Source organism: Kribbella sp. NPDC049584, assembly GCF_040675555.1.
Classification (GTDB): Bacteria; Actinomycetota; Actinomycetes; order Propionibacteriales; family Kribbellaceae; genus Kribbella.
This window is the reverse complement of record NZ_JBFAPF010000014.1, coordinates 100,610-125,601: the sequence shown is the minus strand read 5'-3', so window position 1 is coordinate 125,601 and position 24,992 is coordinate 100,610. Positions and strand designations below refer to the sequence as shown.

Annotated in this window: 27 protein-coding genes; 13 read left to right on the top strand and 14 right to left on the bottom strand. The window is 68.9% G+C overall.

Features of this window, described 5'->3' with window-relative positions:
- Window positions 1-60: 60 nt before the first annotated feature.
- The 3 genes from AB0J62_RS36135 (at window position 61) to AB0J62_RS36125 (ending at window position 3,241) form a co-directional block, all read left to right on the top strand.
- On the top strand, window positions 61-1,872 hold the full coding sequence (locus AB0J62_RS36135) for a beta-L-arabinofuranosidase domain-containing protein (protein ID WP_363881287.1): 1,812 nt from the start codon (window positions 61-63) through the stop codon (window positions 1,870-1,872).
- Between the two features lie 50 nt (window positions 1,873-1,922).
- Window positions 1,923-2,561: an SDR family NAD(P)-dependent oxidoreductase gene (locus tag AB0J62_RS36130; protein ID WP_363881285.1), complete on the top strand. Its 639-nt coding sequence runs from the start codon at window positions 1,923-1,925 to the stop codon at window positions 2,559-2,561.
- Between the two features lie 68 nt (window positions 2,562-2,629).
- Window positions 2,630-3,241, top strand: coding sequence for an FMN-binding negative transcriptional regulator (locus tag AB0J62_RS36125; RefSeq protein ID WP_363881283.1), 612 nt, complete (start codon window positions 2,630-2,632; stop codon window positions 3,239-3,241).
- On the opposite strand, the gene AB0J62_RS36120 is transcribed toward AB0J62_RS36125, so the two are convergent.
- The 4 genes from AB0J62_RS36120 to AB0J62_RS36105 form a co-directional block, all read right to left on the bottom strand.
- The gene (locus tag AB0J62_RS36120) at window positions 3,238-3,870 is read right to left on the bottom strand and encodes a response regulator transcription factor (protein ID WP_363881281.1); all 633 of its coding nucleotides are present in this window, start codon (window positions 3,868-3,870) and stop codon (window positions 3,238-3,240) included. The genes AB0J62_RS36125 and AB0J62_RS36120 overlap by 4 nt on opposite strands.
- Window positions 3,867-5,084, bottom strand: a complete 1,218-nt coding sequence (locus tag AB0J62_RS36115; protein ID WP_363881279.1) for a sensor histidine kinase — start codon at window positions 5,082-5,084, stop codon at window positions 3,867-3,869. Before AB0J62_RS36115 ends, AB0J62_RS36120 begins: the two co-directional genes overlap by 4 nt.
- A gap of 1 nt (window position 5,085) precedes the next feature.
- Entirely contained in the window at window positions 5,086-5,499 is a 414-nt protein-coding gene (locus tag AB0J62_RS36110) for a hypothetical protein (protein ID WP_363881277.1), read from the bottom strand.
- 113 nt (window positions 5,500-5,612) lie between these two features.
- Window positions 5,613-6,440, bottom strand: coding sequence for an endonuclease/exonuclease/phosphatase family protein (locus AB0J62_RS36105; RefSeq protein ID WP_363881275.1), 828 nt, complete (start codon window positions 6,438-6,440; stop codon window positions 5,613-5,615).
- Window positions 6,441-6,686: 246 nt separating this feature from the next.
- Between AB0J62_RS36105 and AB0J62_RS36100 the strand changes: the two genes are divergently transcribed.
- Window positions 6,687-7,337 (top strand): VanZ family protein, encoded by a 651-nt coding sequence (locus AB0J62_RS36100; protein WP_363881273.1) that lies wholly within the window; start codon window positions 6,687-6,689, stop codon window positions 7,335-7,337.
- Between the two features lie 83 nt (window positions 7,338-7,420).
- Here the strand turns inward: AB0J62_RS36100 and AB0J62_RS36095 are convergent, their stop codons facing one another.
- Entirely contained in the window at window positions 7,421-8,023 is a 603-nt protein-coding gene (locus AB0J62_RS36095) for a pentapeptide repeat-containing protein (protein ID WP_363881270.1), read from the bottom strand.
- 111 nt (window positions 8,024-8,134) lie between these two features.
- On the opposite strand from AB0J62_RS36095, the gene AB0J62_RS36090 reads away from it, so the two are divergent.
- Together AB0J62_RS36090 and AB0J62_RS36085 are read left to right on the top strand one after the other, a co-directional pair.
- Entirely contained in the window at window positions 8,135-9,025 is an 891-nt protein-coding gene (locus AB0J62_RS36090; protein ID WP_363881268.1) for an NAD-dependent epimerase/dehydratase family protein, read from the top strand.
- Between the two features lie 13 nt (window positions 9,026-9,038).
- On the top strand, window positions 9,039-9,794 hold the full coding sequence (locus tag AB0J62_RS36085; RefSeq protein WP_363881266.1) for a protein phosphatase 2C domain-containing protein: 756 nt from the start codon (window positions 9,039-9,041) through the stop codon (window positions 9,792-9,794).
- Here the strand turns inward: AB0J62_RS36085 and AB0J62_RS36080 are convergent.
- The 3 genes from AB0J62_RS36080 to AB0J62_RS36070 are packed head-to-tail and all read right to left on the bottom strand — an operon-like array spanning window position 9,782 to window position 12,925.
- On the bottom strand, window positions 9,782-10,735 hold the full coding sequence (locus tag AB0J62_RS36080) for a DUF4328 domain-containing protein (protein WP_363881264.1): 954 nt from the start codon (window positions 10,733-10,735) through the stop codon (window positions 9,782-9,784). The genes AB0J62_RS36085 and AB0J62_RS36080 overlap by 13 nt on opposite strands.
- Before the next feature lie 40 nt (window positions 10,736-10,775).
- Window positions 10,776-12,305, bottom strand: a complete 1,530-nt coding sequence (locus AB0J62_RS36075) for a glycerol-3-phosphate dehydrogenase/oxidase (protein WP_363881262.1) — start codon at window positions 12,303-12,305, stop codon at window positions 10,776-10,778.
- Window positions 12,305-12,925 carry a helix-turn-helix domain-containing protein gene (locus AB0J62_RS36070; protein WP_363881260.1) on the bottom strand — a complete coding sequence of 207 codons (621 nt, stop codon included), beginning with the start codon at window positions 12,923-12,925 and terminating at the stop codon, window positions 12,305-12,307. Before AB0J62_RS36070 ends, AB0J62_RS36075 begins: the two co-directional genes overlap by 1 nt.
- A 118-nt stretch (window positions 12,926-13,043) precedes the next feature.
- Here AB0J62_RS36070 and AB0J62_RS36065 point away from each other — a divergent pair, with 118 nt between their 5' ends.
- Genes AB0J62_RS36065 through AB0J62_RS36055 form a run of 3 tightly spaced genes read left to right on the top strand, consistent with a single transcriptional unit; the run spans window position 13,044 to window position 16,432 of the window.
- Window positions 13,044-14,669, top strand: a complete 1,626-nt coding sequence (locus AB0J62_RS36065; protein ID WP_363881258.1) for an FAD-binding oxidoreductase — start codon at window positions 13,044-13,046, stop codon at window positions 14,667-14,669.
- 42 nt (window positions 14,670-14,711) lie between these two features.
- Complete coding sequence (locus tag AB0J62_RS36060; protein WP_363881257.1) at window positions 14,712-15,431, top strand: SDR family oxidoreductase; 720 nt, start codon at window positions 14,712-14,714, stop codon at window positions 15,429-15,431.
- Window positions 15,428-16,432: an S-adenosylmethionine:tRNA ribosyltransferase-isomerase gene (locus AB0J62_RS36055; RefSeq protein ID WP_363881255.1), complete on the top strand. Its 1,005-nt coding sequence runs from the start codon at window positions 15,428-15,430 to the stop codon at window positions 16,430-16,432. Before AB0J62_RS36060 ends, AB0J62_RS36055 begins: the two co-directional genes overlap by 4 nt.
- Window positions 16,433-16,473: 41 nt before the next feature.
- Here the strand turns inward: AB0J62_RS36055 and AB0J62_RS36050 are convergent, their stop codons facing one another.
- The 3 genes from AB0J62_RS36050 to AB0J62_RS36040 all read right to left on the bottom strand — a co-directional run bounded on the left by AB0J62_RS36050 (window position 16,474) and on the right by AB0J62_RS36040 (window position 18,139).
- Entirely contained in the window at window positions 16,474-16,641 is a 168-nt protein-coding gene (locus AB0J62_RS36050; protein ID WP_363881253.1) for a hypothetical protein, read from the bottom strand.
- 156 nt (window positions 16,642-16,797) lie between these two features.
- Complete coding sequence (locus AB0J62_RS36045; protein WP_363881251.1) at window positions 16,798-17,541, bottom strand: rhomboid family intramembrane serine protease; 744 nt, start codon at window positions 17,539-17,541, stop codon at window positions 16,798-16,800.
- Between the two features lie 67 nt (window positions 17,542-17,608).
- Entirely contained in the window at window positions 17,609-18,139 is a 531-nt protein-coding gene (locus AB0J62_RS36040) for a peptidylprolyl isomerase (RefSeq protein WP_238160218.1), read from the bottom strand.
- 464 nt (window positions 18,140-18,603) lie between these two features.
- Between AB0J62_RS36040 and AB0J62_RS36035 the strand changes: the two genes are divergently transcribed.
- Window positions 18,604-19,425 (top strand): hypothetical protein, encoded by an 822-nt coding sequence (locus AB0J62_RS36035; RefSeq protein ID WP_363881249.1) that lies wholly within the window; start codon window positions 18,604-18,606, stop codon window positions 19,423-19,425.
- 62 nt (window positions 19,426-19,487) lie between these two features.
- Here the strand turns inward: AB0J62_RS36035 and AB0J62_RS36030 are convergent, their stop codons facing one another.
- Window positions 19,488-19,799: a hypothetical protein gene (locus AB0J62_RS36030; RefSeq protein ID WP_363881247.1), complete on the bottom strand. Its 312-nt coding sequence runs from the start codon at window positions 19,797-19,799 to the stop codon at window positions 19,488-19,490.
- Window positions 19,800-19,961: 162 nt separating this feature from the next.
- The gene (locus tag AB0J62_RS36025) at window positions 19,962-20,453 is read right to left on the bottom strand and encodes a methylated-DNA--[protein]-cysteine S-methyltransferase (protein ID WP_363881245.1); all 492 of its coding nucleotides are present in this window, start codon (window positions 20,451-20,453) and stop codon (window positions 19,962-19,964) included.
- Window positions 20,454-20,562: 109 nt separating this feature from the next.
- On the opposite strand from AB0J62_RS36025, the gene AB0J62_RS36020 reads away from it, so the two are divergent.
- The 3 genes from AB0J62_RS36020 to AB0J62_RS36010 all read left to right on the top strand — a co-directional run bounded on the left by AB0J62_RS36020 (window position 20,563) and on the right by AB0J62_RS36010 (window position 24,409).
- Window positions 20,563-21,282 carry a DUF4328 domain-containing protein gene (locus tag AB0J62_RS36020; protein WP_363881240.1) on the top strand — a complete coding sequence of 240 codons (720 nt, stop codon included), beginning with the start codon at window positions 20,563-20,565 and terminating at the stop codon, window positions 21,280-21,282.
- Window positions 21,283-21,490: 208 nt separating this feature from the next.
- Window positions 21,491-23,617 (top strand): DUF4328 domain-containing protein, encoded by a 2,127-nt coding sequence (locus AB0J62_RS36015; RefSeq protein WP_363881238.1) that lies wholly within the window; start codon window positions 21,491-21,493, stop codon window positions 23,615-23,617.
- A 12-nt stretch (window positions 23,618-23,629) separates the two neighbouring features.
- The gene (locus AB0J62_RS36010; protein ID WP_363881236.1) at window positions 23,630-24,409 is read left to right on the top strand and encodes a TIM barrel protein; all 780 of its coding nucleotides are present in this window, start codon (window positions 23,630-23,632) and stop codon (window positions 24,407-24,409) included.
- Here the strand turns inward: AB0J62_RS36010 and AB0J62_RS36005 are convergent.
- The gene (locus tag AB0J62_RS36005) at window positions 24,336-24,968 is read right to left on the bottom strand and encodes a TetR family transcriptional regulator (RefSeq protein ID WP_363881234.1); all 633 of its coding nucleotides are present in this window, start codon (window positions 24,966-24,968) and stop codon (window positions 24,336-24,338) included. The two genes, AB0J62_RS36010 and AB0J62_RS36005, sit on opposite strands and share 74 nt — an antisense overlap.
- Window positions 24,969-24,992: the final 24 nt, after the last annotated feature.

Genomic DNA, 24,992 nt, shown 5'->3' with positions numbered 1-24,992 from the left:
TAGCAGCTAATCCCCATTAGCACCTGGTGTTGGCGCTCGGGCTGCGGTTAGCGTCCCGGCATGCAGCCATCCCCTGCGGTACCGACCGCGGCCGCGGCAGTGACGTTGCGCCCGGTGTCCGAGGCACAGGTGACGGGCGGGTTCTGGGCCGGCCGGATGGCCGCCAACCGCGCCGCGATCCCGCTCGGCCGCGAACGGCTCGAGGCCGCCGGGAACCTCGGCAACCTGCGGATCGCGGCAGGCGAGGCGAGCGGCGACGCACTGGGCGCCAGCTTCCGCGACTCCGATGTCTACAAGTGGCTGGAGGCCGTGGCCTGGGACGGTTCGCTACCGGACCAGCTGGCCGAGCTGACCCGTACGATCACCGCGGCACAGCGTGCCGACGGCTACCTCAACTCCGCCATCCAGGTCCGCGGCGAGGAGCCCTACAGCCACCTCTGGAACAGCCACGAGCTCTACTGCGCCGGCCACCTCTTCCAGGCAGCCGTCGCTGCAACGAGAGTCACCGGCGACACCGCGCTCCTGAAGGTAGCCACTAGGTTCGCCGACCATCTCGCTGACACTTTCGGACCATCGGGACGCACCGAACTCGAAGGCCATCCGGTCATCGAGTCTGCACTGGTCGAGCTCTACCGCGAGACCGGCAACGGCCGCTACCTGGACCTGGCAAAGTACTTCGTCGACGCCCGCGGCCACGGCAAGGCAACAAAGCCAGGCTTCGATCCCTCCCACTACGGCGACCCGGCGCACTACTCCGACCGCGTCCCCGTCCGCGACGCCGAGACACTCGAGGGCCACGCCGTACGCGCGGTGTACTTCGCTACCGGTGCAACCGACGTAGCGATCGAGACCAACGATGTGGAGCTGCTGGACGCAGTACGCCGGCAGTACGACAACATGCGCCGGCGCAAGCAGCACGTGACCGGAGCCGTCGGGTCGCGGTGGGACGGTGAAGCGTTCGGCGACGACTACGAGCTCCCACCGGACCGTGCGTACGCCGAGACGTGCGCCGCGATCGGCGTACTGCAGTGGGCCTGGCGATTGCTGTTGGCAACCGGCGACCCGTCGTACGCCGACCAGATCGAACTCCTGCTGTACAACGCGATCCTGCCGGCGGTGTCGCTCGAGGACGCGGACTACTTCTACGTGAACACGCTGCACCGACGGACCGGCGCGCGTGGTGACGTGCAGCGCTCACCGGCGTACGGACGACGCCCGTGGTTCAACTGTGCATGCTGTCCGCCCAACGTGATGCGCACCCTGGCCAGCCTGCCGTCGTACCTTGCCACTGGTACTGCGGACGGCCTACAGATCCAGCAGTACGCCGCGAGTACGCTCCGCGCCGGATCGCTTGCTGTGGAAGTCGAAACGGAGTACCCGTGGGACGGGCGCGTCACGGTGACTGTCAAGGAAGCACCGACCGCTGAAGTTGAGTTGGCGCTGCGCATCCCCGAGTGGGCGTCCGATGCGACTGTCGACGACAAGCCGGTCGCGGCAGGCGACTACGCCCGCTTACGTCGCGTCTTCGAACCAGGGGACGAGGTAGTACTGCAGTTGCCTCTGGCGCCGCGACTACTGACCTCCGACGACCGAGTCGACTCGACCCGCGGCTGTGTTGCCGTTGCCCGCGGTCCGCTGGTCTACGCGCTGGAGCAGTCGGACCAGCAGCCTGGCGTGGTGCTGGAGGACCTCCGCCTCGACCCCGCAGCAGCAGTCACCACCGCTCGCACCGACCTGCTTGGCGGTATCACCACTCTGCACGCCAAGACGGCACCCGCCCACAGCACATCAGCCGACCTGACGCTCATCCCCTACTACACCTGGGCCAACCGAGGATTGCACCCGATGCGCGTCTGGATCCCTACGAGCTGACCCCGACCCCTGCACCACGTCGGTGACGCGTCAGCTTTACCCTCGGGACTATGGCTGGAGTTGTGGTGGTGGGGGTCGGGCCCGGGATCGGTCTCGCGGTGGCCAAGCGATTCGTGCGGGAGGGGATGAGCGCCGGACTGATCGCGCGCTCGGAGTCGACGGTGAAGGCCGCCGCGGAGAACCTCGCCGGCGCGGACGTACTGCCGCTGACCGCCGACGTGACGGATGAGGCCGGCCTGCGGTCCGCTCTCGATCGGATCGTCGAGGCGTACGGCGTACCGGAGGTCGTCGTCTACAACGCGGCCCTCATCCAGTCCGACCGGATCGGCGACCTGACCGCGCAGCAGCACCGTGATGCCTGGGCGGTGAACGTGGTCGGCGCGATCACCACCGCCGCGCATCTCGCCCCTGCGATGGCCGAGCGTGGTAGCGGGTCGTTCCTGATCACCGGCGGGATGCCGCAGCCGAAGCCCGACTACGTGAGCCTGTCGCTCGGCAAGGCCGGTGTCCGCGCCCTCATCACGCTCCTGCACCAGCAGTACGGCGCGGCCGGCGTCCACGCGGCAAGCGTCACCGTGAGCGGCGGCGTCGGACCGGGCACCGGGTGGGAGCCCGACGAGATCGCCAACCACTACTGGCGTCTACACCAGCAGGCGCCCGCCGACTGGATCGAGGAGATCGTCATCTGACGTGGCCTGGTGAAAGGCTGGTCGGATTGGACCTGCCGTTCAACCGGGGCGGTGAGGAGACTTGTGCCGTGTATGTTCCCAAGCACTTTGCCCCTGACGACGACGCAGTACAGGAACTGCTGGCCAACCACGGCGCCGCCGATCTGATCACGATGACGACCGACGGGCTGGTGGCGACCATGCTGCCGTTCATCTACGACCGCCCACGCAACCTACTGCTCGGACACGTTGCCCGTAACAACGATCACTGGCAGCGCGAGGCGATCGGCGACGCGCTGGTGATCATGCGCGGCCCGAACGCGTACGTGTCACCGGCGTGGTACGCGTCCAAGCAGGAGCACGGTCGCGTCGTACCGACCTGGAACTACGTCACCGCCCACGTCTACGGCGAGCTGACCGTGCACGACGACGCGGCCTGGGTCGAAGACGTCGTACGACGGTTGTCCGACCTGCACGAGCACGGTCGGGCCGAACCGTGGTCGGTCGACGACGCACCGGAGAAGTACGTGCAGGGGCAACTGCGCGCGATCGTCGGCGTCGAGGTCGCGATCCACCGGATCGAGGCGAAGTTCAAACTCAGCCAGAACCGGCCGGACGCCGACATCGACGGAGTGATCGACGGCCTGCACGCCGCCGGCGAAGACCCCACCGCCACCGCGGTCAGCCGCCACCGGCCCTAGCCCGCTGCGCTGAGTAGGCCCCGTCTGAACGCCTCGGCGACAGCGGAGGCGCGGTCCGGTACGCCGAGTTTGGCGTAGATGTTGAGCAAGTGCGTCTTGACGGTCGCCTCGCTGATGAACAGGTGGGCGGCGATCTCGCGGTTGGTGTTGCCGGCGGCGACCAACTCGATGACCTCGAGTTCGCGAGGACTGACGATGTCCGGCGTGGGCGGCGTGCGGACGTGGTTCATCAAGGTGTTCGCCACCGACGGCGCGAGCACGGACGTCCCGTCCGCGGCGGCGCGGACCGCGCGGAGCAGCTCGTCCCGCGGTGCGTCCTTGAGCAGGTAGCCTGTAGCGCCTGCCTCGATCGCGGGTACGACGTACCCGTCGGTGTCGTACGTCGTGAGCACGAGCACCCGGGCCGTCACGCCGCGCTCGGTGAGGCCGCTGATGGCGGCCAGCCCGTTCACCCCGGGCATCTGCAGATCCATCAGGATGACGTCCGGCCGCAACGTCTCGGCCAGTTGGATCGCCTCCGCGCCGTCGCCCGCCTGGCCGACCACCTCGAACCCGGGCTCGGCCGCGAACATAGCGGCCAGTCCGTCCCGTACGACCGGGTGGTCGTCCGCGATCAGGAGCCGGATCATGCCGACGCTCCTGGCAGCGGCACGGTCGCGGAGATCGCCGTACCGAGGCCCGGCTCCGACTCGACCGACAGCGTCCCGTTCAGGGCCTCGACCCGCTGGCGCATCGCGACGAGCCCGAACCCGCCGGCCACGGACGGAGTACTGCGGGACGGATCGAACCCGGCGCCGTCGTCGCGGACGTCGAGCGCGACCTCCTTCTCCATGTACGACAGCGTCACACCCACCCGGGTCGCCTGCGCGTACTTCGCGACGTTCACGAGCGCCTCCTGGGTCGCACGAAGCAGAGTCGACTCCGCCTCCGGTGTCATCACCCGTGGCGTGCCGGTCGTGGTCAGCTGTACGTCGATGCCGTGCAGCGCCGACCACCGCCGTACGACGTCCGCGATCGCCTCGCTCAGCGTCGCCGACTGCAGCGGCTGTGGACGCAGCGCGTGTACCGAGCGCCGCGCCTCGGTCAGGCTCTCGCGGGCCAGGCCGACCGCGGTCGACACGTGCCGCCGCCAGTCGTCGGCGTGCTCGGCGGCCTGGAGTTGGGCGACGATCCCGGTCAGGCCCTGCGCGAGGGTGTCGTGGATCTCGCGGGCCATCCGCTGGCGCTCGTCGGTGACGCCGGCCTCGCGGGCCTGGGTCAGGAGCTGCTCGTGCAGGTCGGCGTTCTCGGCGAGGGTGGCCTCGAGCCGGCGATTGGTCTCGGTCAGCGCGTCGACCGCGTCCTGCCGCTGTTGGCTGAGTACGTCGCCGCGCCGACCGAGCCACGCGGCCAGACACATCCCTGCCACGTTCACCCCGATGACGGCGCCGCAGCCGAGCAGGCCGAGCACGTCGGTCTTGGGGAGGTCGTACGACTGTGCCCACCCCGCGATGACCGCGACGGCCCCGATCCCGATCAGCTCGCCGGGCCACGACAGCAGGATGAAGGTGTAGAAGTACCCGGCCGGGGTGAGGAACCCGAACCACGGATCGCGGACCACGAGCACGGCGAGGAGCACGACGAAGCCGGCGATGAAGATCGCCATCGGACGGGTCTCGCTCCGTCGCGCCGGGCGGAGGGTGAACATCCCGAGGGTCCACAGCGCGATCAGCGCGCACAGCACCAGGTCGACGGTCAGCGACCCGGGCTGTTCGCGCTTGATCAGCACGGTGACGGCGGCGATGCACGCGAGCAACACGTACGGCACCACCGTCAGCCGCCGCGGCCAGACCTGCTCCGTCATGTCAGCTAGTGAACACCGAGCGGAGGTGCTTGCCGTTCACCAGCAGGGCGACGCCGAGCAGCAGCAGTCCGCAGACCGCCTGCTCGCCCTTCATCCACAGCGGGAAGACGCCCGGCAGCGAGATGATCACGACGATCGCGACCAGCATCACCGCCGACACGATCCGCAGCCGGAGGTATCCGCGCCGCGAGCCGCGCGCCGCGCTGCGGGCGAACAGGAAGGTCAGGAGCGCGCTGCCGACGACGATCGTGCCGCGGGTCCAGACCGCGTCGTTCACCATCGACGTGTGGTTGCGCAGGGCAATGATCGCGATCAGGGTCAGCACGCTGATTGCGAGGTAGCCGGCCACCAGCAGTTGCACGCTCCGCAACGCGGCCGCGCTCCGCGGGTGTTCGACGTTCACCGGGGTGGTCATCTTCGGTCTCCGTTTCGGGGTCGCTCTCGATACCCCGACTCTCCCGTGACGGCCCCGCACCCCACATCGCCCAGCCGGCCTGATCGCCCTCCACCGATCGGTTGATCCCGCGCTCAGGCGGAGCGGTGCCGCCAACGGAAATCGCACACGACGGCCCGGTGATCGGAGGGGAAGATTCCGTCCACGGCGTCGCCCGCGAGGACAGCCGACTCGACGTTGACGAGCTGATCCTCGTGACCCGGCCGGTACCAGATGTGGTCGATCCGCTGGTCGACCAGTTCCGGACCGGCTTCGAGCGGCGCCGACGGATGGGTCGACGGCAGCGTCACAGCCTCCGGCGTACCTCCGCCGGCCACCCAGGCGTCGATCAGGACGTCGCGGAGCGGACGCAGTACTGCGCTGTCGGCGGCCGCGTTCAGATCGCCCATCACCAGCGATGGGCACGGCCCGTCGGTGGACGGATCCGTCCCCAGGTCGGCCAGCAGTGCCGCCTGCGCCAGCCTGTCGTCGCTGAAGGTGGTCGCATGCTCGAGGCACGCCACCGCGATCGGCAGCGGCCCGGCCGGATGAGCCACCCGGGTCCGCAGTACGACGGGATCCCAGGACCGGTGACGCGCCGGCATCGGGATCGCGTCGTGCTCGACGATCGGCCACCGGCTCAACAGCGCGACGCCGAGCTCCACGCCGTCGTGATCCGGCGTCAGGATCCGCTCAGGCGTCCGCGGGTACGACGGTGCCGCGAACACCGCGTGGAACCCGAGCGCCGCGGCGAACTCGTGCGCCTGCGTCGTCCCATCGGCGGCCCAGACCTCCTGCAGCGCGATCACGTCGGGATCGAACCGCTCTATCGTCGCGAGGATCCCGGGTTGCCGTTCCCGCCAGCGTGGACCGAACCGCCACCAGATGTTCCAGGTCATCGCGCGAAGCTGTGGATCGGCCACGGCGGCTCCTTCCGAGTCGGGTGCGAACTCCTGGTACCCAGCCCGGGCAGGCACATGATCGTTGCCCTAAGCATCTTTCTTCCGTGTCAATTTGTGCACGGACTGTCACGGAGAGTTTGCGGCTGCGTGCAGATGTCCGGACACCTCTGGCGGCGGTGCGATCGGTCGGCAGATTGTCGAGTCAGGCAACGACATCGACGAGGAGAAGGTTCGAGGCAGCCGTCGACCACGGGAGGGTCCGGACGCGTGCTCGAGACTTATCGCGGTATCCCGCACTTGTTGGACACCTGGCTCGTGCTCACCGGCATGACCCTGCCGATCGCCATTTCCGCGCTCCGCCGTCCGGGCGACCTGATCCCCCGGCTGGCCGCGTTCTGCATGCCGGCCGCGTTCGCGCTGATCATCGCGGCGACACTCAGCCCGACCCCGCACCGCCTCAGCCAGATCGGCGAGTGCGGCACGCACCTGACCACGACCGGCGGGCTGACCTCGCTCCAGGGCCTGCTGAACATCCTGCTGTTCGTCCCGGCCGCCGGCATGCTCACCCTGGCCAGCGGCCGTCCGGGCGACGGCATCGCCGCCGGGGTCGGGATGTCGGCCGCGGTCGAGGCGGTCCAGGCGCTGATCCCACAGTTGGGCCGTTCGTGCCAACTGCACGACCTGATCGCGAACTCGATCGGCGCCGTCTGCGGAGTCAGCCTCGCAGCCGGTCTGCAGAGCCTGACCCGGAGCCGCTACCTGGTTGTCACCCCGCCGTACGTCGTCGAGCACGCCGCGCTCCTCGTCGTCCGGCGATCGCGGCGGTCGGCCCGCCATCGGCGCGGGACCCTCGTCCCGGCGAACCGGCCGGGCGCACCGGTCAGATATCACAGAACGAACACACAGTTATCCGGATAGTTATCCACAGGTTGTGGATAAAACAGGGGATGACCGCGTGATTACCTGGGGATATCCACAGCGCCGATGCCCACCGCCCCGGATCACGGCCGGACGTCCAGGCCGAGGGAGGCGGCGACGACCATCGCCTGGGTCATGTCGATCCGGGCGTCCCGCAGGGTGACGGTCAGTGGATCGAGCGTCGACAGGTCGGATCCGCGCAGGTCGGCGCCGGTGAGATCGGCCCGCTGAAGGCTGGCTCCGGACAGGTCGAGGTCTCGCAGCGACGCCTTCGCCGCCCGGATCCCGGTCAGCTCCGCCTCGCGGAACTTCGCCCCGCTGAACTCCGTCCCCTTCAGGTCGGCGCCCGGGAGCGCGGTGAACGACCAGTCCCCGCCGTTCACCTTCAGCAGGTTGTAGGTGCAGTCGTCGAAGAAGCTGCCGACCATCTTGCAGCGGGTGAACGTCGTGTCGAACAGCGAGCACCGGACGAACGTGCAGTTCACGAACGCGGCGTCGGTATGCGTCGACGCGTTGAACCGGACCCCGCGGAACGTGCACTCCTCGAACACCCCACCGTGGTTGTCCACCTCGGTCAGGTCGGAGTCGACGAACAACACCCGCCGGTAGGTCTGCCCGGACGGGTCCGCGTCGTCCCAGTCCCGGATCGTCGACTCGGTCGGCACACCTCGACGTCGGTCAGCCATGTCTCTCCCTCACGTATTCGGGCCTTCAGCCTGTCACGCCGTGCCGACACTGTGATGCTGACGACGGAGAACGGTAGGGCCACCGACAAATACGGACCGCACGATGGAGGGGTGACCGGAACAGAGCGGGTGATGGTGTTCGGCGCCGGGGGCTTCCTCGGTGCCAGGATCTGCGCGCTGCTCGACGACCGCGGGGTGGAGTACCGCGGTCTGAGCCGGACCCGGAGCGAGCCGTACCGGCGCTGCGACCTGGCTGCGATGCATCCGTACGCGCTGGACACCCAGATCGGGATGTACAAGCCGACCGTGATCATCAACGCGGTCGGCGCCACGCTGGGTGAGCCGGCCGAGCTGGTCCGGGCGAACGTCATCGCCGTCGAGGCGCTGCTCGCCTCGGTCCGGGACAACGCCGGGCACGCCCGGTTCGTCCAGCTCGGCTCCGCGGCGGAGTACGGCGGTGCGCCGCACGGCACGAGCCTCGACGAGCAGGCCGCGCCTCGTCCGCTCGGTCCGTACGGGCTGACCAAGCTGGCCGGCTCGGAGCTGGTCCAGCGGGCCCAGCGCGGCGGCGCGGATGCCGTCGTACTGCGGATCTTCGACGTGATCGGGCCGGGAGCGCCGGAAAGCACTCTCACCGGCCGGGTGATCGAGGACCTCCGCTCGCGGCACCTGATCGAGGTCGGGTCGCTCGACGTGTGGCGCGACTTCGTCGACGTACGGGACGTGGCCGAGGCCGTACTCGCGGTCGCCCTCGCCGACGCCACGCTGCCGCCGGTGCTGAACGTCGGCACCGGGCGGGCGACGTTGGCCCGCGACGTCGCCGGACAGCTCTTCGAGCTGAGCGGTCAGCCGGCGACGATCGTGGACGACGCCGACCAGGAGACCGCGCTCGGCGCACCGTGGCAGCAGGCCGACACCACGCTCATCGGCGAGCAGCTCGGGTGGTCGCCGAAGATCGCTCTCGACCAGTCCCTCGCCGACAGTTGGGCATCTGGACAATAGGGACAATAGGTAGGTGGAGATCCGCTCGATCAGTGAGGGCGCGCCGGATCGGCGACCACCCGCGGTCAACGAGGACCTGGTCCTGACCGGACCCGACTTCGCGCTCGTCCTCGACGGCGCCAGCGCTCCCCGGGTCTTCGTGGATTCCGGTTGCCGGCACACGGTGGCCTGGCTGGTCATGCGGCTGGCAACCGAGCTCGCGACCCCGCTCCTGACCCACTCGTCGGCCCCGCTGGCCGACCTGCTCGCCGACGCGATCACCGCGGTCCGCGGCTCCCACGCGGATACCTGCGACGTCAGCAACCCCGACAGCCCGTCGTCCACCGTCGCGATGGTCCGTTTCGACTCGGACCACGTCGAGCATCTCGTCCTGGCCGACTCGCCCATCGTCATGCGTTCGCCTGAAGGCCGGATCACCGTCCACAGCGACGATCGCGTCGACCTCCTCCCGGATCGGACTCTCGAGACGGTACGGCGCTTACGCAATCAGCCCGGCGGTTTCTGGGTCGCGAGCACCGAGCCCAAGGCGGCGTACGAGGCGATCAGCGGTACGACGGATCGCGCGGCCGTCGAGGCGATCGCGCTCCTGACGGACGGCGCCTCGCGCTACACCGAGCGGTACGGGCACTCGTGGGACGAGTTGTTCGACGTACTCACGAGCGAAGGTCCGCGGCAGTTGATCGACCGCGTGCGGCAGTACGACAGCGCGTCCACGTCAAGCGGCAAGCGGTACGACGATGCGAGCGTCGTCCTGCTTCAGGGTCCGTAGGTCGGGAAGTTCGGGCCGGGGCGGTGGTACCGCGGGGCGTACTGCGGAGGCCCGAACGGCCGCGGCTGGTCCTGGATCGGTGGAGGGGTGGCGCGGGTGTGCTGCCAGTCGGTGACCTGGAGCATCAGGAACGACGCGGCGACAGCGGCGACGATCAGCAGGACGGTCGCGACCGTGAAGCCGATGTCGACGCCCAGCGCGACGCGGACCATGAAGTCCTGCATGTCGTAGATGTCGACGTACGGGCTGCCCGCGTCGCTGCTCTCCGATACCTGGACCAGCCGGATGAACCAGACGATGAACCCGATCACCGCGACCGCGCCGCCGCCGACGAGGATCACCCAGAACGCGGTCCAGGTCGCCCACCAGCTGTACAGGAGCGTGCGCGCCCGGCCGGACCGCGGCGCTTCAGGCGGCTCGCTGGCCTTGGTGATGTCCTGCACGATCTGGAACGGGTACCAGAACTGCACGATCGGGCAGAACCAGGCACCGACGACCCAACCGCTCGCGCGCCGGTGCGGACCGCGCACCGGGTCGGCGGGGAAGGCCGGGCGCGGCGCGAAGGGTGAGTACAGGAAGTCGGTGTTCTCGCGGGCCTGCCACAGCCAGATCAGGAAGGCGATCCCGGTCCCCATCAGCAGGTAGCTGACCAGGTTCAGAAGCGGGCCGGTGCCGGAGATCGACTCGACGCCGCGGTCGATCTCCTCCTCGGAGAGCAGCCCGTACACGAGGCGCTTGACCTCGTCGTACGAACGCCAGAGCAGCACGGACTGGATCACCGCCGCGAGCGAGGTCAGCCCCATCAGCACGATGCTGACGATCGCGACCTTCCGCAACGGCCGGTACCGCGGCACGATCGGCGCCGGATACGGCAGCGGCGGATACGGCCGTTGCTGGTACGGACCTGGTCCTTGGTACGGCCCTGGATAAGGCTGAGTCACCCTTCCACCTCCCCGCAGCCAAGTTAACCCCACGCCCGACTCACACCGCGGCGAAAGTCTCCCGGACTGCGGGCAACGCGAGCTCGCGATCGGCAGCCGACAAACCGATCCGCGTTCGGCGGTCGAGGACGTCGTCCTCGGTCAGCGCTCCCTCGTGCCGGACGGCGAACCGCAGCTCGGCGTACGTCGTCCGCAGCCCCGGCGCGATCGGCTGCTGGAACTCCGGCGGACCGGCGATCACCTGCGGCGCCTCGACGCCGTACCGCTGCACGAACCGCGCCGGCGCCTTGACCGCGGCCAGCCGCACCCGGTCGGCAGCCCCGACCAGCGGGATCCGGTGCGTTTCACACGGCCGTCGTACGTCGAGGGACGACTGCTCGATCGCCTTGTCGAGCGCGTCCTGCGCCATCCGGCGGTACGTCGTCAGCTTCCCGCCGACGATCGTCACCACGCCGTCCGGGCTGGTGATCACCGCGTGCCGGCGGGAGATGTCCGCGGTCTTGTCCTCGCCCCTGTGGTGGCCTGTGTCGAGCAGCGGGCGCAGTCCGGCGTACGTGCCGAGGAGGTCCGCGCGCGTCACCGGCTGCTGCACCGCGGAGCTGATCGTGTTGAGCAGGAAGTCGATCTCGGCGTCGGTCGCCTGCGGTACGTCGTTCACCGGGCCGGGCGCGTCCTCGTCGGTGAGGCCGACGTACACCCTGTCGTCGGGTGCGGGGATCGCCATCACCACGCGGCGGAGCTCGCCCGGGACCGGGATGGTCAGCACGGCGGACAGGCCGCCGAAGACCGATTGCGGCAGGACGAGGTGGGTCCCGCGGCTCGGCCGGAGTTTGATGCCGGAGGCAACCTGATCCGCCCAGATCCCGGCCGCGTTGATCACCATCCGGGCATCCACGGTCAGCCGGTCGCCGGTCAGCTGGTCGACCAGGACGGCGCCGCGCCCGGTGACCTCGGTGGCGGCGACCCTGGTCAGGATGCGAGCGCCGTACTGCGCTGCGGTGCGCGCGATCGCGACCACCAGCCGCGCGTCGTCGTACAGCTGGCCGTCCCAGGTCAGGAATCCGCCGCGCATCCCCTCGGGTCTGAGCGTCGGTGCATACCGCAGGAGCTCGGCGGAGCTGACCCGCCGCGAGTGCGGCAGGTAGTCGTCGCTGGTGCGCGCGAACGTGCGCAGGACGTCGCCGCCGAGGAACGCCGAGCGCAGCATGGCGGCCTGCGCGAACTTTGCCTGCGGCAACCATGGCGCGATCTGCGGGATCGGGTGGACCAGGTGCGGCGCGGTCGTCTTCATCAGGATGCCGCGCTCGACCGCGCTCTCATAGGCGATCCCGACATGGCCTGACACGAGGTAGCGCAGGCCGCCGTGCACCAGCTTGGAGCTCCACCGGCTGGTGCCGAAGGCCAGGTCGTGCTTCTCCACCAGGGCAACAGTGAGTCCGCGGGCGGCCGCGTCGAGCGCCACGCCGGCGCCGGTGACCCCGCCGCCGACGACGAGCACATCCACACTCGTCAGCGAGTCGAGCTCGCGTGACCGGCGGGCCGCATTCAGACTCGCGTTGCCCACGGTCATCACGGGGCCAAGTACCTCGTGAGCATCACCCGCAGCTCCTCGTCGAGCTTGGTGTACTCGTCCTTCTCGGCCATCACCGGCCCGGACACCGCGGACGCGAGCGAGACCAGAATGATCTGCCGGGCCAGCCACACCGGGTTGCCGTCGCGGATCGAGCCGTCGGCCTGACCCTGGCGGAGGCCCTCCTCGACCAGCGCGAGGTGCGCCACCGTGCTGCTGCCGCGCCGCTCCAGCAGGTACGGCGTGAGGAACTCGGGGTCGAGCTCGATGATCTTGCGCATCAACGGGTGGACGCGGGTCTTGGCCACCACCTCGACGACACCCTCGACCAGCCGCGCGCGGCCGTCGGCTGCATCGGGCTGGAACGCCGAGACGAGCGCGATGGTCCACTCGCGGGTCATCAGCGCCGCGACCACGGCCTGCACGTTGGGCCAGCGCCGGTAGAGCGTCGCGCGGGAGACCTCCGCGTGCCGGGCGATGTCGGCCATCGTCATCCGCCGCATCCCGATCGCCAGCAGCAGTTCGTACGCCGCATCCAGGATCCGCTCCTCGCCGATCGCATTCGCGGGCGTGGGCCGGCTGCTGGTCTCTTGATCCGATTCGCTGCTACGCTGAGACATCACATGCCAAAGTGTATCAGCGACTTCGGCATCCCGGAACTGTCCAGGGGAGGTGGGAGCCAGGGGGTTCCACCTCCCCTGGACGCTACCTCGCAGGACCGCCGAAAGGGAGCCACCCATGACCGAATCTGACCTCCCGGTGGCAGAACTCACGCCCGGCCGGTGGGGTGACCCCGCCCAGATGGTCGAACTCCCCGCCGCGGCGCTCGATGCCCTCAAACACCTCGGCATCCAGCGTCCGGGCGGCGCGAGTGCGCCTGCGGGGATAGGCGGTGGGGCTCCTGCGGCGGAGGCGCCGGGTGCAGAGGCGCCGGGTGCGAGCGCTCCCGCCGGGGCGGCGGATCGGCCTGAGCTCACCGGGGCGCAGCTGGCCTTCCTTGCCTCGGTCGTGGGGTCTGACCATGTGGCGTCCGACTTGGACTCTCGCTGGGCCCACACGCGGGGGTATTCCACGACAGACCTGCTGCGGTTCCGCGCAGGCGACGCCTCGGACATGCCGGATGCGGTCGTCTATCCCGCCTCGCACGAAGAGGTGGTCGCGCTGCTCGCAGGTTGTGCGGAGCACGACCTGGCAGTGGTGCCGTACTCCGGCGGGACCTCCGTCGTCGGGGGTCTCGCTCCGACGGGCCGGTTCATCACCGTCGACCTGCGTCGGCTGGATCAGCTGGTCGAGCTGGATGAGATCTCCCGGACCGCCACCCTGCAAGCCGGCGTACGCGGCCCGGCGGCCGAGCATCTACTGGCCGAGCGCGGCTATACGCTCGGCCACTTCCCCCAGTCCTACGAAGGCGCCTCGATCGGCGGCTACGCAGCAGCACGCTCCAGCGGTCAGTCCTCGGCCGGCTACGGGCGGTTCGACCAGATGGTCGTCGGCCTCACCCTCGCAACACCCCGCGACACGATCGAGCTCGGCCGAGCACCGATGTCGGCAGCCGGGCCGGATCTGCGCCAGCTGGTCCTCGGCTCCGAGGGTGCGTTCGGCATCATCACCTCGGTCGTCGTACGCATCCGCCCCCGGCCGACCGAGCGCCACTTCGAAGGCTGGCGGTTCGAGAGCTTCGACGCCGGCCTCACCGCAGTACGGCGGCTCGCGCAGGACGGGCCGCTGCCGACAGTCCTCCGCTTGTCGGACGAGATAGAAACCGCGGTGAATCTCGCCGACCCGGACGTCCTCGGGGGCGGCTCCGGCGGTGTCCTCGCGATCATCGGCTTCGACGGTCCGTACAACCAGGCGACCGCGTACGTCCTCACGGCAGCCGGCGGCGAGAACCTCGGCGAAGGTCCCGGTGAAACCTGGCGCACCGGCCGCTACCGTGCGCCGTACCTCCGCGACCCGCTCCTCGACGAAGGCGCATTTGTAGAGACTCTCGAGACGGCTGCTTTCTGGTCCCGCATCCCCGCCCTCAAGACTGCGGTCACCGAAGCTCTCGTCAACGCACTGAGCGCGACCCCGCCGCTGGTTCTCTGCCACGTCTCCCACGTCTACGAGACCGGCGCCTCGCTCTACTTCACCGTCATCTGCGCCCAGTCCGACGATCCCGTCGAGCAATGGCTCACCGCGAAGTACGCCGCCAACCACGCGATCGCCGACGCCGGCGGCACGATCTCCCACCACCACGGCGTCGGCACCGACCACCGGACGGCGTACCACGCGGAGATCGGGTCGCTCGCGGTCGAAGCCCTGCAGGCCGTCAAGCACACCCTCGACCCGGACGGAGTCCTCAACCCGGGCATCCTGATCTGACTCCCTTGACTTCAAGTTTGCTTGAGGTATGACGGTGTCGGCATGACTCCTGATACCTCGAACCGTCCTGTCGCGCTGATCACCGGTGCGTCCGCAGGACTCGGGCTCGCGCTGGCCCACGGACTGGCCGACCGTGGCTGGACGCTGGTGATCGACGCTCGCGGCGCCGGTCCGCTGAAGGACGCGGCCGATGCCCTCGCCAACCGCACCGACGTGGTCCCGCTCGCCGGCGACGTGGCCGACCCCGAGCACCGCCTCGACCTGGTCGATGTGGTGAACCAGCTCGGCCGCCTCGACCTCCTTGTGAACAACGCCAGCTATCTCGGCCCCAGTCCGCTACAAGCAATTGCCGATGCCGACCTTGACGAACTGCGTCGCGTCTACGAGGTCGACGTACTCGCACCGATCGCGCTGACGCAGGCACTGCTGCCCGCACTCACCGCAGCGTCCGGCGTACTGATCAACATCAGCTCCGACGCCGCAGTGGAGGCCTACGAGACCTGGGGCGGCTACGGCTCGGCCAAAGCCGCGCTCGACCACGCCACGCGAGTACTTGCGGCCGAGCAGCCCACGCTGGCTGTCTACGCCGTCGATCCGGGCGACCTGCGGACTGCGATGCACCAGGCAGCGTTCCCTGGCGAGGACATCTCGGACCGGCCGGAGCCGGCGACCGTAGTACCCGCCTTCCTGAAGTTGCTGGACAGCCGCCCGGCGAGTGGACGGTACCGAGCGGCCGAGTTCGCGCCGGCGGTGGCGTCGTGAAAGTGCACCCGCACACCAGGTTCGTCCTCCCGGACGCGCTGAACGCCGGCGAACCACCGGAGGCGCGCGGCCTGCGGCGGGATCAGGTGAGGCTGCTGGTCGCGGAGGGGTCGACCGTCACGCACACCCGCTTCGACCGGATCGGCGAGCATCTCCGGCCCGGAGACCTGTTGCTGGTCAACACGTCCGGCACCCTGCCCGCGGCGGTCGACGGTACGTCGGTCACCGTGCATTTCTCCACCGCACTCGACGACGGCACCTGGGTGGTCGAACTGCGCGACGGTGGCTCGCCGAATTTCGACGCTACAGCTGGTCAGCAGGTGGAGTTGCCGGAGGGCGTGTTGACGCTGCTGGCGCCGTACCAGTCGGAGAGCAATCGCCTGTGGATCGCGAGGCCGCCGGTTTCCGACGTACTCGGCTATCTGCAGCGGCACGGGCGTCCGATCACTTACAACTACATCGGCAAGCGCTGGCCGTTGGCGGCGTACCAGACTGTCTTCGCGCGCGAGCCGGGCAGTGCAGAGATGCCAAGCGCAGCAAGGCCGTTCAGCTTCGAACTGGTGAGCCAGCTGGCGTCGCAGGGCGTACTGATCGCACCGATCCTCTTGCACTGCGGCGTCTCCTCGCTGGAGAGCCACGAACCACCACAGCCCGAGCGGTACGACGTACCCGCGCACACGGCCCGCTTGGTCAACTGGGTCAAGGCGAACGGCGGACGAGTGATCGCTGTGGGCACCACGGCTGTCAGAGCGATCGAGTCGGCCGCGGATACGTCGGTCAACACGTCGCACGGGTGGACCGACCTGGTTCTGAGCCCCGACCGTCCGCCGCAGGTTGTCGATGGGCTCATCACCGGTTGGCATGCGCCTGAGGCATCGCATCTGCTCCTGCTGGAGTCCGTTGTCGGCCCTGAGCTGGTACAGCGCGCGTACGACGCCGCCGTACAGGAGCACTACCTCTGGCACGAGTTCGGAGACAGCGCCCTGCTCTTGAGGGGTTAGGCCGTCGTCCCGAGGATCAGCGGCGCGAAGTCGAGCCTCGGTCAGCGGGACCGGGTTGCGGTGACCGTCTCGTTCGCGCGTCGTTCCGGGGTTTTCCGGCCCGGCTCATGCTCGAGCGAATTGATCCAGCTCGGCGACTCCGCCGGCCGCGCGAACGGATGCCGCTCATTACCGGGCCGCGCCCGCTTGTCCACCGCACGTGGGCTCATCAGCTGTCCTAACCAGTTTCGGTCCCCCGTCGGGACGTCACCTGATTAGACGAGCACTGCCCCCTGCCTGTCATCCCCTTTAACCCAACCGAACAGAAGTTGTGGCCTAGTCCGTTTAACGTGCAACCAGTTTTGCGGCCGGACGCGGGCTGCTTGTCAGGCGGCCTGTTTGTCGCGGCGTTTGTGGTTGGACAGTTGCAGGAAGATCCACGCCAGCGCCGCGCCGACGACGAAGCCGCCCAGGTGGCCTTCCCACGAGACGTTGGGGATGGCGAAGGACAGGACGGCCGTGATCGCCACGTACATGATGATCCAGGTGATATCGAGCCCGCGGGCGCGGCTGATCACGAGGAGCGCGCCGACCAGGCCGAGGACCGCGCCCGATGCGCCGAGGGTTGCCGAGCCGGGGGCCGCGAGGATCCACACCGCGACGCTGCCGCCCAGCGCGGACAGCAGATAGAGCATGATGAAGCGGAGCCGGCCCAGCATGTGCTCGAGCGGCGGACCGAGCTGCCAGAGCATGAACAGGTTCGAGAAGATGTGGAAGATCTGCACGTGGGTGAACGCCGACGTCAGCAGCCGCCACGGCTCGCTCTCGGCCAGCACCGGCACCATCACCAGGTCCTGCAGGATCTGCGGGCTACCGACGTGTACGGCGATGAAGACGAGCACGTTCAGCGCCAGGATCGTGTAGGTGACAACGCTCTGGTTGGCGCGCTGGATGCCGCCGAGTGAGGTCCTGGTCCGCGGGACCGAGCGGACTCCCTCGTTGAAACAGCTCGGGCACTGGAAGCCGACGGCGGCGCTGTTCATGCAGGACGGACAGATCGGCCGGTCGCAGCGCTGGCAGCGCACCCCGGCGGGCCGATCCGGGTGCCGGTAGCAGACGGTGTCGGTCACGCGGGTGCGTCCTTCGTTGGAGCTTCGGAGACGGGGCCGGTGGCGTGCCGGCCCCGCGGAGAATCAGTCAGGCGTTCTTGCGCTCGATGACGACCTTGTTGATGACGATCGGCTCGAGCGGCCGGTCGCCGGGCGCGGTGTCGGCGGTGGCGATCGCGTCGACGACCTTCTTCGACTCGTCGTCGGCGACCTCACCGAAGATCGTGTGCTTGCGGTTCAGGTGCGGGGTCGGCACGACGGTCACGAAGAACTGCGAGCCGTTGGTGCCGTGGCCGTACTGGATGCCGGCGTTGGCCATCGCGAGCAGGTACGGACGGTCGAACTGGAGCTCCGGGTGGATCTCGTCGTCGAACTGGTACCCGGGTGTGCCGGTGCCGGTGCCGAGCGGGCAGCCGCCCTGGATCATGAACCCGTCGATCACGCGGTGGAACGTGAGGCCGTCGTAGAACGGCTTGTTCGTGGGCTGACCGGTCTGCGGGTCGGTCCATTCCTTGCTGCCGTCGGCCAGGCCGACGAAGTTGCTCACCGTCGCCGGCGCGTGGTTCGGGAACAACCTGATGACGACGTCGCCCTTGTTCGTCTGCAGGGTTGCGTACAGCTCTTCGGCCACGGGAGTCACTCCTAGTCGGATTACGGCTTACCCCTCGATCCTGTCATGCCACCCCAAGAAACCCAGAAACAACCCGCCCCTCGCTCCGCTCGGGGCGGGGAAGGAGGAAGAGCCGCCCCCGAGGTGAGCCGAGGTCGCGCTCAGGCGCGCGCCGGTCGGGGGGCGCAGGTCCGCAGCTCGTGGGCGGAGGGGCGGCGGAGCGCGTGGCGGAGGTGAAGGCGCCCATGCGCCGGGTGGATGGGGCAGGGTGGGAGAGCGGTTAGAGGGGTGAGGGGTTGGTGGTGGGTGGGAGATGTGTGGGAAAGGTGGGGTGGGGGCACCGGAGGAATGGCTTGGAACGTCGTACGATGCAGATGCAGCCGGATTTGTCCAGATTTGTGACCGGAAAGTGCCCATGTCGCCGATGGGCGGGAGAGCTGTCCGCTGGGGCGGGCCGCACCGAGGAGGGAACCGTGGGTTTGAGTAAGTCCAAGGGCCGGGTCGAGGTCGCGAAGGACCGGGTCCGGCCACTCGCCGAGTCGGCGTCGGAGAAGCTCGGACCGGCCGTCGGCCAGGTCCGGGACCACCTCGGACCCGCTGTGGGCACCGCACGGGAGAAGGTGTCGCCGTACGCCGAGAAGGCCGTCGAGCGGGGCGCGACCCTTGCCCACCAGGCGGTCGAGAAGGCCGGCCCGGTGCTCGACGACGCCCTCGCCAAGGTCGGCCCAGCCACCGAGCACGCCGCCGAGAAGGCCCGCGAGCGGCTGAACGACGACCTGCTGCCGAAGGTGACCGCCGCACTGGCCACCCTCGCAGCCGCCGCCGAGCCCGTGGTCGAGGAGACCGCCCGTCGCGGCAAGGCCACCAAGGCCGCGCTGAAGGGCGAGCTCGACCTACCGAAGAAGAGCCACAAGCTCCGCAACCTCGTGCTGTTCCTGGGTTTCGGCGCACTCGCCGCGGCAGCGGTGAAGAAGCTGCTGACCCCGCCGGAGCCGGCCTGGCAGTCCACCCCGACCAGCGGTCGCGACTACAGCTCCGCCCCGGCCGGTACGACGGCACGCCCGGCGGACACGTCGGCGTCGTCCAACGGCCAGACCGACGCCAAGCCGGACGCCGCGAAGCCGGATGCCCCGAAGGCCGAGACGAAGCCGGAGACCGCGAAGCCGGATGACAAGGCGGACGCCAAGGCAGATGAGGCCAAGGACGAGGTGAAGGCCGCGTCGAACGGCGCCGTGAAGAAGACCACCACCAGGAAGTCGACGGGCTCGAGCGAGTCCAAGCCCACCGATTCCTGACTCCACCGCAACGGCGAAGGTCCCGCACCCTGCTGGGTGCGGGACCTTCGTCTTTGTGACAGTCAGCTCGCCTGTGGTTCGGCGTCGGCCTTCGTGATCGTGTAGCGGCCGGCGGACAGCAACTGCGTGGCGTACCGATGGGTGATGCACGGGTAGGTGCCGCCGCAGCTCAGGCAGACCGCGTCGTTGCGGTGCAGCCAGGGGACGACCTTGAAGCGCCTGATCCAAGTCATCGGCTCGCGATCCGGAGCATGTGTCTGCAGCGCCGCGCGAGCAGCGCCCTGGATCTCCGGGGCCGACCATTCCTCGGCGCTCTTGTCCATCAGGGCACTGAGGTCGGGGTGGAGGTGGTCAGTGGTGCGGTCATTGTTCATTTGTATGTCTTCCAAGGCAGGTGGGAGGCGCCTGAATCGGGTGGTGGGGTGGGTTTACGAACAGCACTGAATCACTCGCTTCAAACGTTAGTGCCCCAGCGTTCCCACTGCGCCCCGATCTACCCCGAACGAGTGTCAGATCTTCGTCAGCTCTGAAGTCGATCAGGTCCAGAGCGTCTCGAGCGTGACCCGTGCCTCGAGCTCGAGCAGATGACGCTTGGTCGGGATGCCGCCGCCGAAGCCGACCATCTTGCCGCCGGCGCCGACGACCCGGTGGCAAGGCACGACGATCGCGATCGGGTTCCGGTTGCAGGCGGTGCCGACAGCGCGGGCCGCGCCGGCATCGCCGACGATCTTGGCGACGTCGCCGTACGTCTGCATCTCGCCGTACGGGATGCGGGTCAGCTGGGCCCAGACCGCGCGCTCGAAGTCGGAGCCGCCGCGGACCGACAGCGGCAGCGTGAACTCCTGGAGCTCGCCGGCGAAGTACGCCTTCAGCTGCTCGGCGGCCTCGGTCAGCAACGGGTCGGTCGTGACCGGACGGTCGGCCGCTCCGGCTGTGCTTGATGCACCGAAGTGCAGCCGGCACAGCCCGGTGTCGTCGACCGCAAGGGTCAGCTCGCCGATGGGCGAATCGATCACGGACCAGCGCATGCCACCATCCTGCCGCCGGCCACCGACAGTTTCTGGCGGAAATACGCCACCGACCGATGACAACGTGATGTTCTCGCCCGGTCACGCGGTGTTGTGCTATGTGTGATCCATGCCGGCGTCACAGGTACCGCTGGACCGGTGGTTCAGTTCTGAGCGGCCGATGGGCGTCAGCGCGTCGATCCTGATCGGACTGGTCACGGTCACCACGTGGGCGACCGCATGGTCGGACTGGTACTCCTACCGCACGCTCAAGACGTACGGCGCCGCCCCGGACAAACTGGACGAGGCGGACCTGATCTCCGGCTCGCTCGGCATCATCTCCGCGCTCGCGCTGTTCGCGGCTGCGGCGGTCTTCATCGTCTGGCTCTGGCGGGTCCGGTGGAACGCGGAGATGTTCTGCCGCGGCCAGCACCGTTTCACCCGCGGCTGGGTGCTCGGCTGCTGGCTCGTCCCGGTGGTCAACCTCTGGTACCCCAAGCAGGTCGTCGACGACATCGTCGCGGCCAGCGATCCACGGACCGATCCGCACACCGTGAACCTGAAGGAGATCCCGGGCACCCAGTTGGTCTGGGCCTGGTGGATCAGCTGGGTGATCGGACTGGTCACCGGGAACATCGTGCAAAGAGGGGTACTGGCCGGCGCGTCGCAGCTCGGAGACCTGCGGACCAACGTCATACTGTCCTCCGTCTCAGCGCTGTTCACCACCGGCGCGGCCGTGCTCGCGGTGCTCCTGATCCAGCGGATCGACGAACTGCAGAGCATGCGTCCATGGGTGCCGTGGTGGGCGGTCGGGACACCGCACAACGGCTTCCAACCTCCTGCGCGGTAAACCAAACCGTCACGCCCCGTCCAATGCCTCGTTACCACTGGTGATGGGCGTACGAAAAGAACACGTTAAGTCGACACCCTCCGTGCTGGGGCCGGCTCCCTTGGCGTACCTACTTCGTGGTATCAATGTGGCTCGGTCATGCGGGGGCAAGACCTGGCCGAAGCGCCGAACAGACGACGGAGTTCCAGCGACGCGAGGGACGCGAGACGTGAGCCACCCGCAGGCATTATTGACTGCTGTCGACGATCAGGAAGAGTGGCAGCCGCACGCGGCTGAAGAGTTCCAGCAGGTCGGGACGGTCGGGAAGATCGCCATCGGACTGCTCGGTGCGTCGACGGTCACCCACCTGCTGTCCACCTGGTCGGACTGGAACACCTACTCGGTCGTCCACCGCTATCTCGGCGGGATGCCGAACGTCGACGACGCGGACCTGAACCGCGCCGACGCCATCGCCAAGGTCACCGCGATCCCGAACGTGATCATCTCGGTCGCTGCCGCGGTCGTCTTCGTCATCTGGCTCTGGCGGGCCCGGGTCAACTCCGAGGTGTTCTGCCAGGCCGACCACCGCCGCAGCCACGGCTGGGTGCTGGCGAGCTGGTTCTGCCCCGGCCCGAACCTCTGGTACCCCAAGCAGATCGTCGACGACGTCTGGCTCGCCAGCGATCCGAAGACCCCTGTGTACGCCGACGACCTGCGCCGGTTCAGGACTCCCGGCCTCACCTCGGTGTGGTGGGTGGCCTGGATCGGCGCTCTCGCGTTCGACGTGGTGGTGCGCCGGTTCCTGATGTGGATGGAAGCGACAGTCGGCTCGCTGCGCGGGATCGCCCTCGCCGGTACTGCGTCCCTCGTGCTGACCGCTGTTTCTGCGGTCGCGGCGACGATGGTGATTCGCAAGATCAACCACATGCAGACCACCCGCGCGTGGGTGCCGTGGTGGGACCAGGCGCCGAAGCTGAGCGCAGTCCCGTCGTACGAGGTGACCCAGGTTCCGTCGTACGCGAACGACGACACCGACGAGCAGCCCGCGATCTCCGAGCCGATCGCCGCATCGCCGGCAGTGGGTCTGGTCCGCGAGCCGCAGCTGCAGCTGGCCGGTGGCCATCAGGCCCCGGCAGACAGTCCCTTCGCTCCGCAGGCTCCCGCATCGAGCCCCTTCGCCCCGACCGCGCCGGTACAGCCCGCGCCGCAGGGCTTCCCGGGCGACGGCGCCGCCGCACCGGCCGCGTTCGCGGGTGACCCGGTGGTCGAGGAGTCGCCGAAGTGGAGCCCGTTCGCTCCGGTCGTCGAGAGGTGGCAGGACAACGACACCGGTCCGGCGACCGAGCAGTTCAGCCCGATCGAGTCCTGGCGCGACGAGAAGCCGGCCGCCGAGACGACGTACGAGTCGCAGCCGTCCTGGAGCGACTACCGCAGCTCCGATGACGTGCTCGGCACGACGAGTACGTCGAGTACGGCGAGCAGCTGGCTCGACGAGGCCGCGCCGATGACCGTCGTCCAGCCCGACCCGTACGCCTACCCGGCTGCGCCAGATACCTTCCCCACCCCACCGCCCCGGTCTGGGCCGCAGCAGCCGGCCGAGCAGCCGTGGGCCGCGCGCTACTCCGAGCCGTACTCGTACGAGACCGATTACACGTCCTCCCCAGTGGAGGCGCAGACCGCACCCGAGCCTGAGCCCGCGCCAGTTGCGCGCGCCGGACGCCGGGCCGCTCGGGTCGCGGTCGACAGCCCGTCAGCGATCCAGCCGGCCGTCGAGAGCCACTCCACGTACGGCGCGGAGTCCGAACACACCAGCTACTCGTCGTACTCCGACCACAGCGTCTACGGCCAGTCCGAGCACACGCAGCCGTCGTCGCACGTGTCGGCGTCCTCCGGGTACTACGAGCCGGCCCCCGCACCGAGCCACCAGGGCCACCAGGGCCACCAGGAGCCCGACGACTTCCTGACGCCGTCGAAGCCGCTCCCGCCGGTCCCGTCGTACGGCCCGGAGCCGACGTACTCGTCGAACAACGACGAGGGATACACAAGCTACGAGTCGACGTCGTACACCTCGGACTACTCGCCGTACAGCTCGGAGTACAGCAGCAACAGCTACAGCTCGAGCAACTACGAGTACGACGCCTACAGCACCAACACCGGGTCGGAGTACACGAGCACCGAGTCGTACGAGACGTACAGCCCGAACTACGCCTCCGAGTCGTACGGGTCGCACTACTCGCCCGAGCCTGAGCAGACCGAGTACCAGCAGCAGCCCCCGTACTCGTACGAGGAGCAGTCCACCGACCCCGACGAGCCGACCCCGCCGCGGACCCACCCGCGCCGCGGCCGCTGGGCCTGAGCCGATAGTCGTATGCGTCTAGGTTTCGCCACTCTCGGTTGTCCCGGAGCTCCACTCGACGAGGTCCTGGCGCTTGCCCAGGGCAACAAATTCACCGGCCTGGAACTGCGGGCCGCGCCGGACGAGTTCACTCACACCGGCCTGACCGCGGCCGAGCGGCGTGAACTGCGGACCCGGATCGAGGATGCCGGGCTGGAGATCTTCGCGGTCAGCAGTTACGTGAAGCTCTGCGCCGTCGAGGACCAGCCCCTCGAGGCCCATCTCGAGCTGGCCGGAGACCTCGGCGCGCGCGGAGTCCGCGTCTTCCCCGGCGACGACCCGGCCGATGACACCGGTACGGCGGAATCCCCCAGTGCGGGCGAGATCCGTGCGCTCGATCGCGTGACGACCGCACCGCGGGACGTCCCGATCCTCCTGGAGACGCACGACTCGCACTCGACCGCCCGCCAGGTCGCTGCGTTCTGCGCGCTGCTCGACGCCGACGTCCCCGGCCACAACGTCAAGGCGATCTGGGACAGCTCGCACACCTGGTCGCACGGCGAGACCCTGGCCGAATCGTTCGCGCTGCTGAAGCCGTGGGTCGACGTCGTGCAGTTCAAACAGGCCGACTCGCAGCACGACTACCGTCCGGTGGCGATCGATGCCGGCGACTTCCCGATCCAGGAGCTGCTGCAGACGCTCGACGGGACCGACTACCCGCTCTCACTGGAGTGGGAGCTCAAGTGGCACCCGGAGCTGCCGTCGCTGGCGGAGACGTTGCCCGCCGTTCACACCTGGTTAAGTGTCCCGTAGGCGGTGCACTTGGCACCGGCGAGGTCAAGTAGCGCGCGATCGTCGGGCCGAGCCACGCGACCGCGTCGTCGGTGGACAGGCCGACGATCGGCTCGAATTCGAGGATGTAGCGGCACAGCGCGAAGCCAAGCGCCTGCGTCGCGATCAATCCCGCCCGCACGGCCGGCTCGTCCATCGCGGCGCGCTCGAACGCGGGCGTGAGTTGCCCGACGAACACCTGACGCATCCGCTCGGCCGCGGCCTCGTTGGTGACCGCCGTACGCAGCAGCACCCGTAGCGTGTCGTCCTCCTCCCACCGCTCGATCAGATGGCGCACGAGCACTTCTCCGGCCTGCTCGCGCGGTACGTCGCGCAGATCCGGCAGTCGTACGTCGAACTCCGCTGCCGCCGCGAACAGCTTCTCCTTGCTGCCGTAGTACCGCATCACCATTGCCGGGTCGATCGACGCGTCGGCCGCGATTGCCCGGATCGTGGCGCGCTCGTACCCGTCCGCACCGAACCGCTCCCGGGCCGCCGCGAGGATCGACGCCCGAGTCCGGTCCGACTTCTTCTCTGCCATGCCTCACAGCATATGCCAACACTT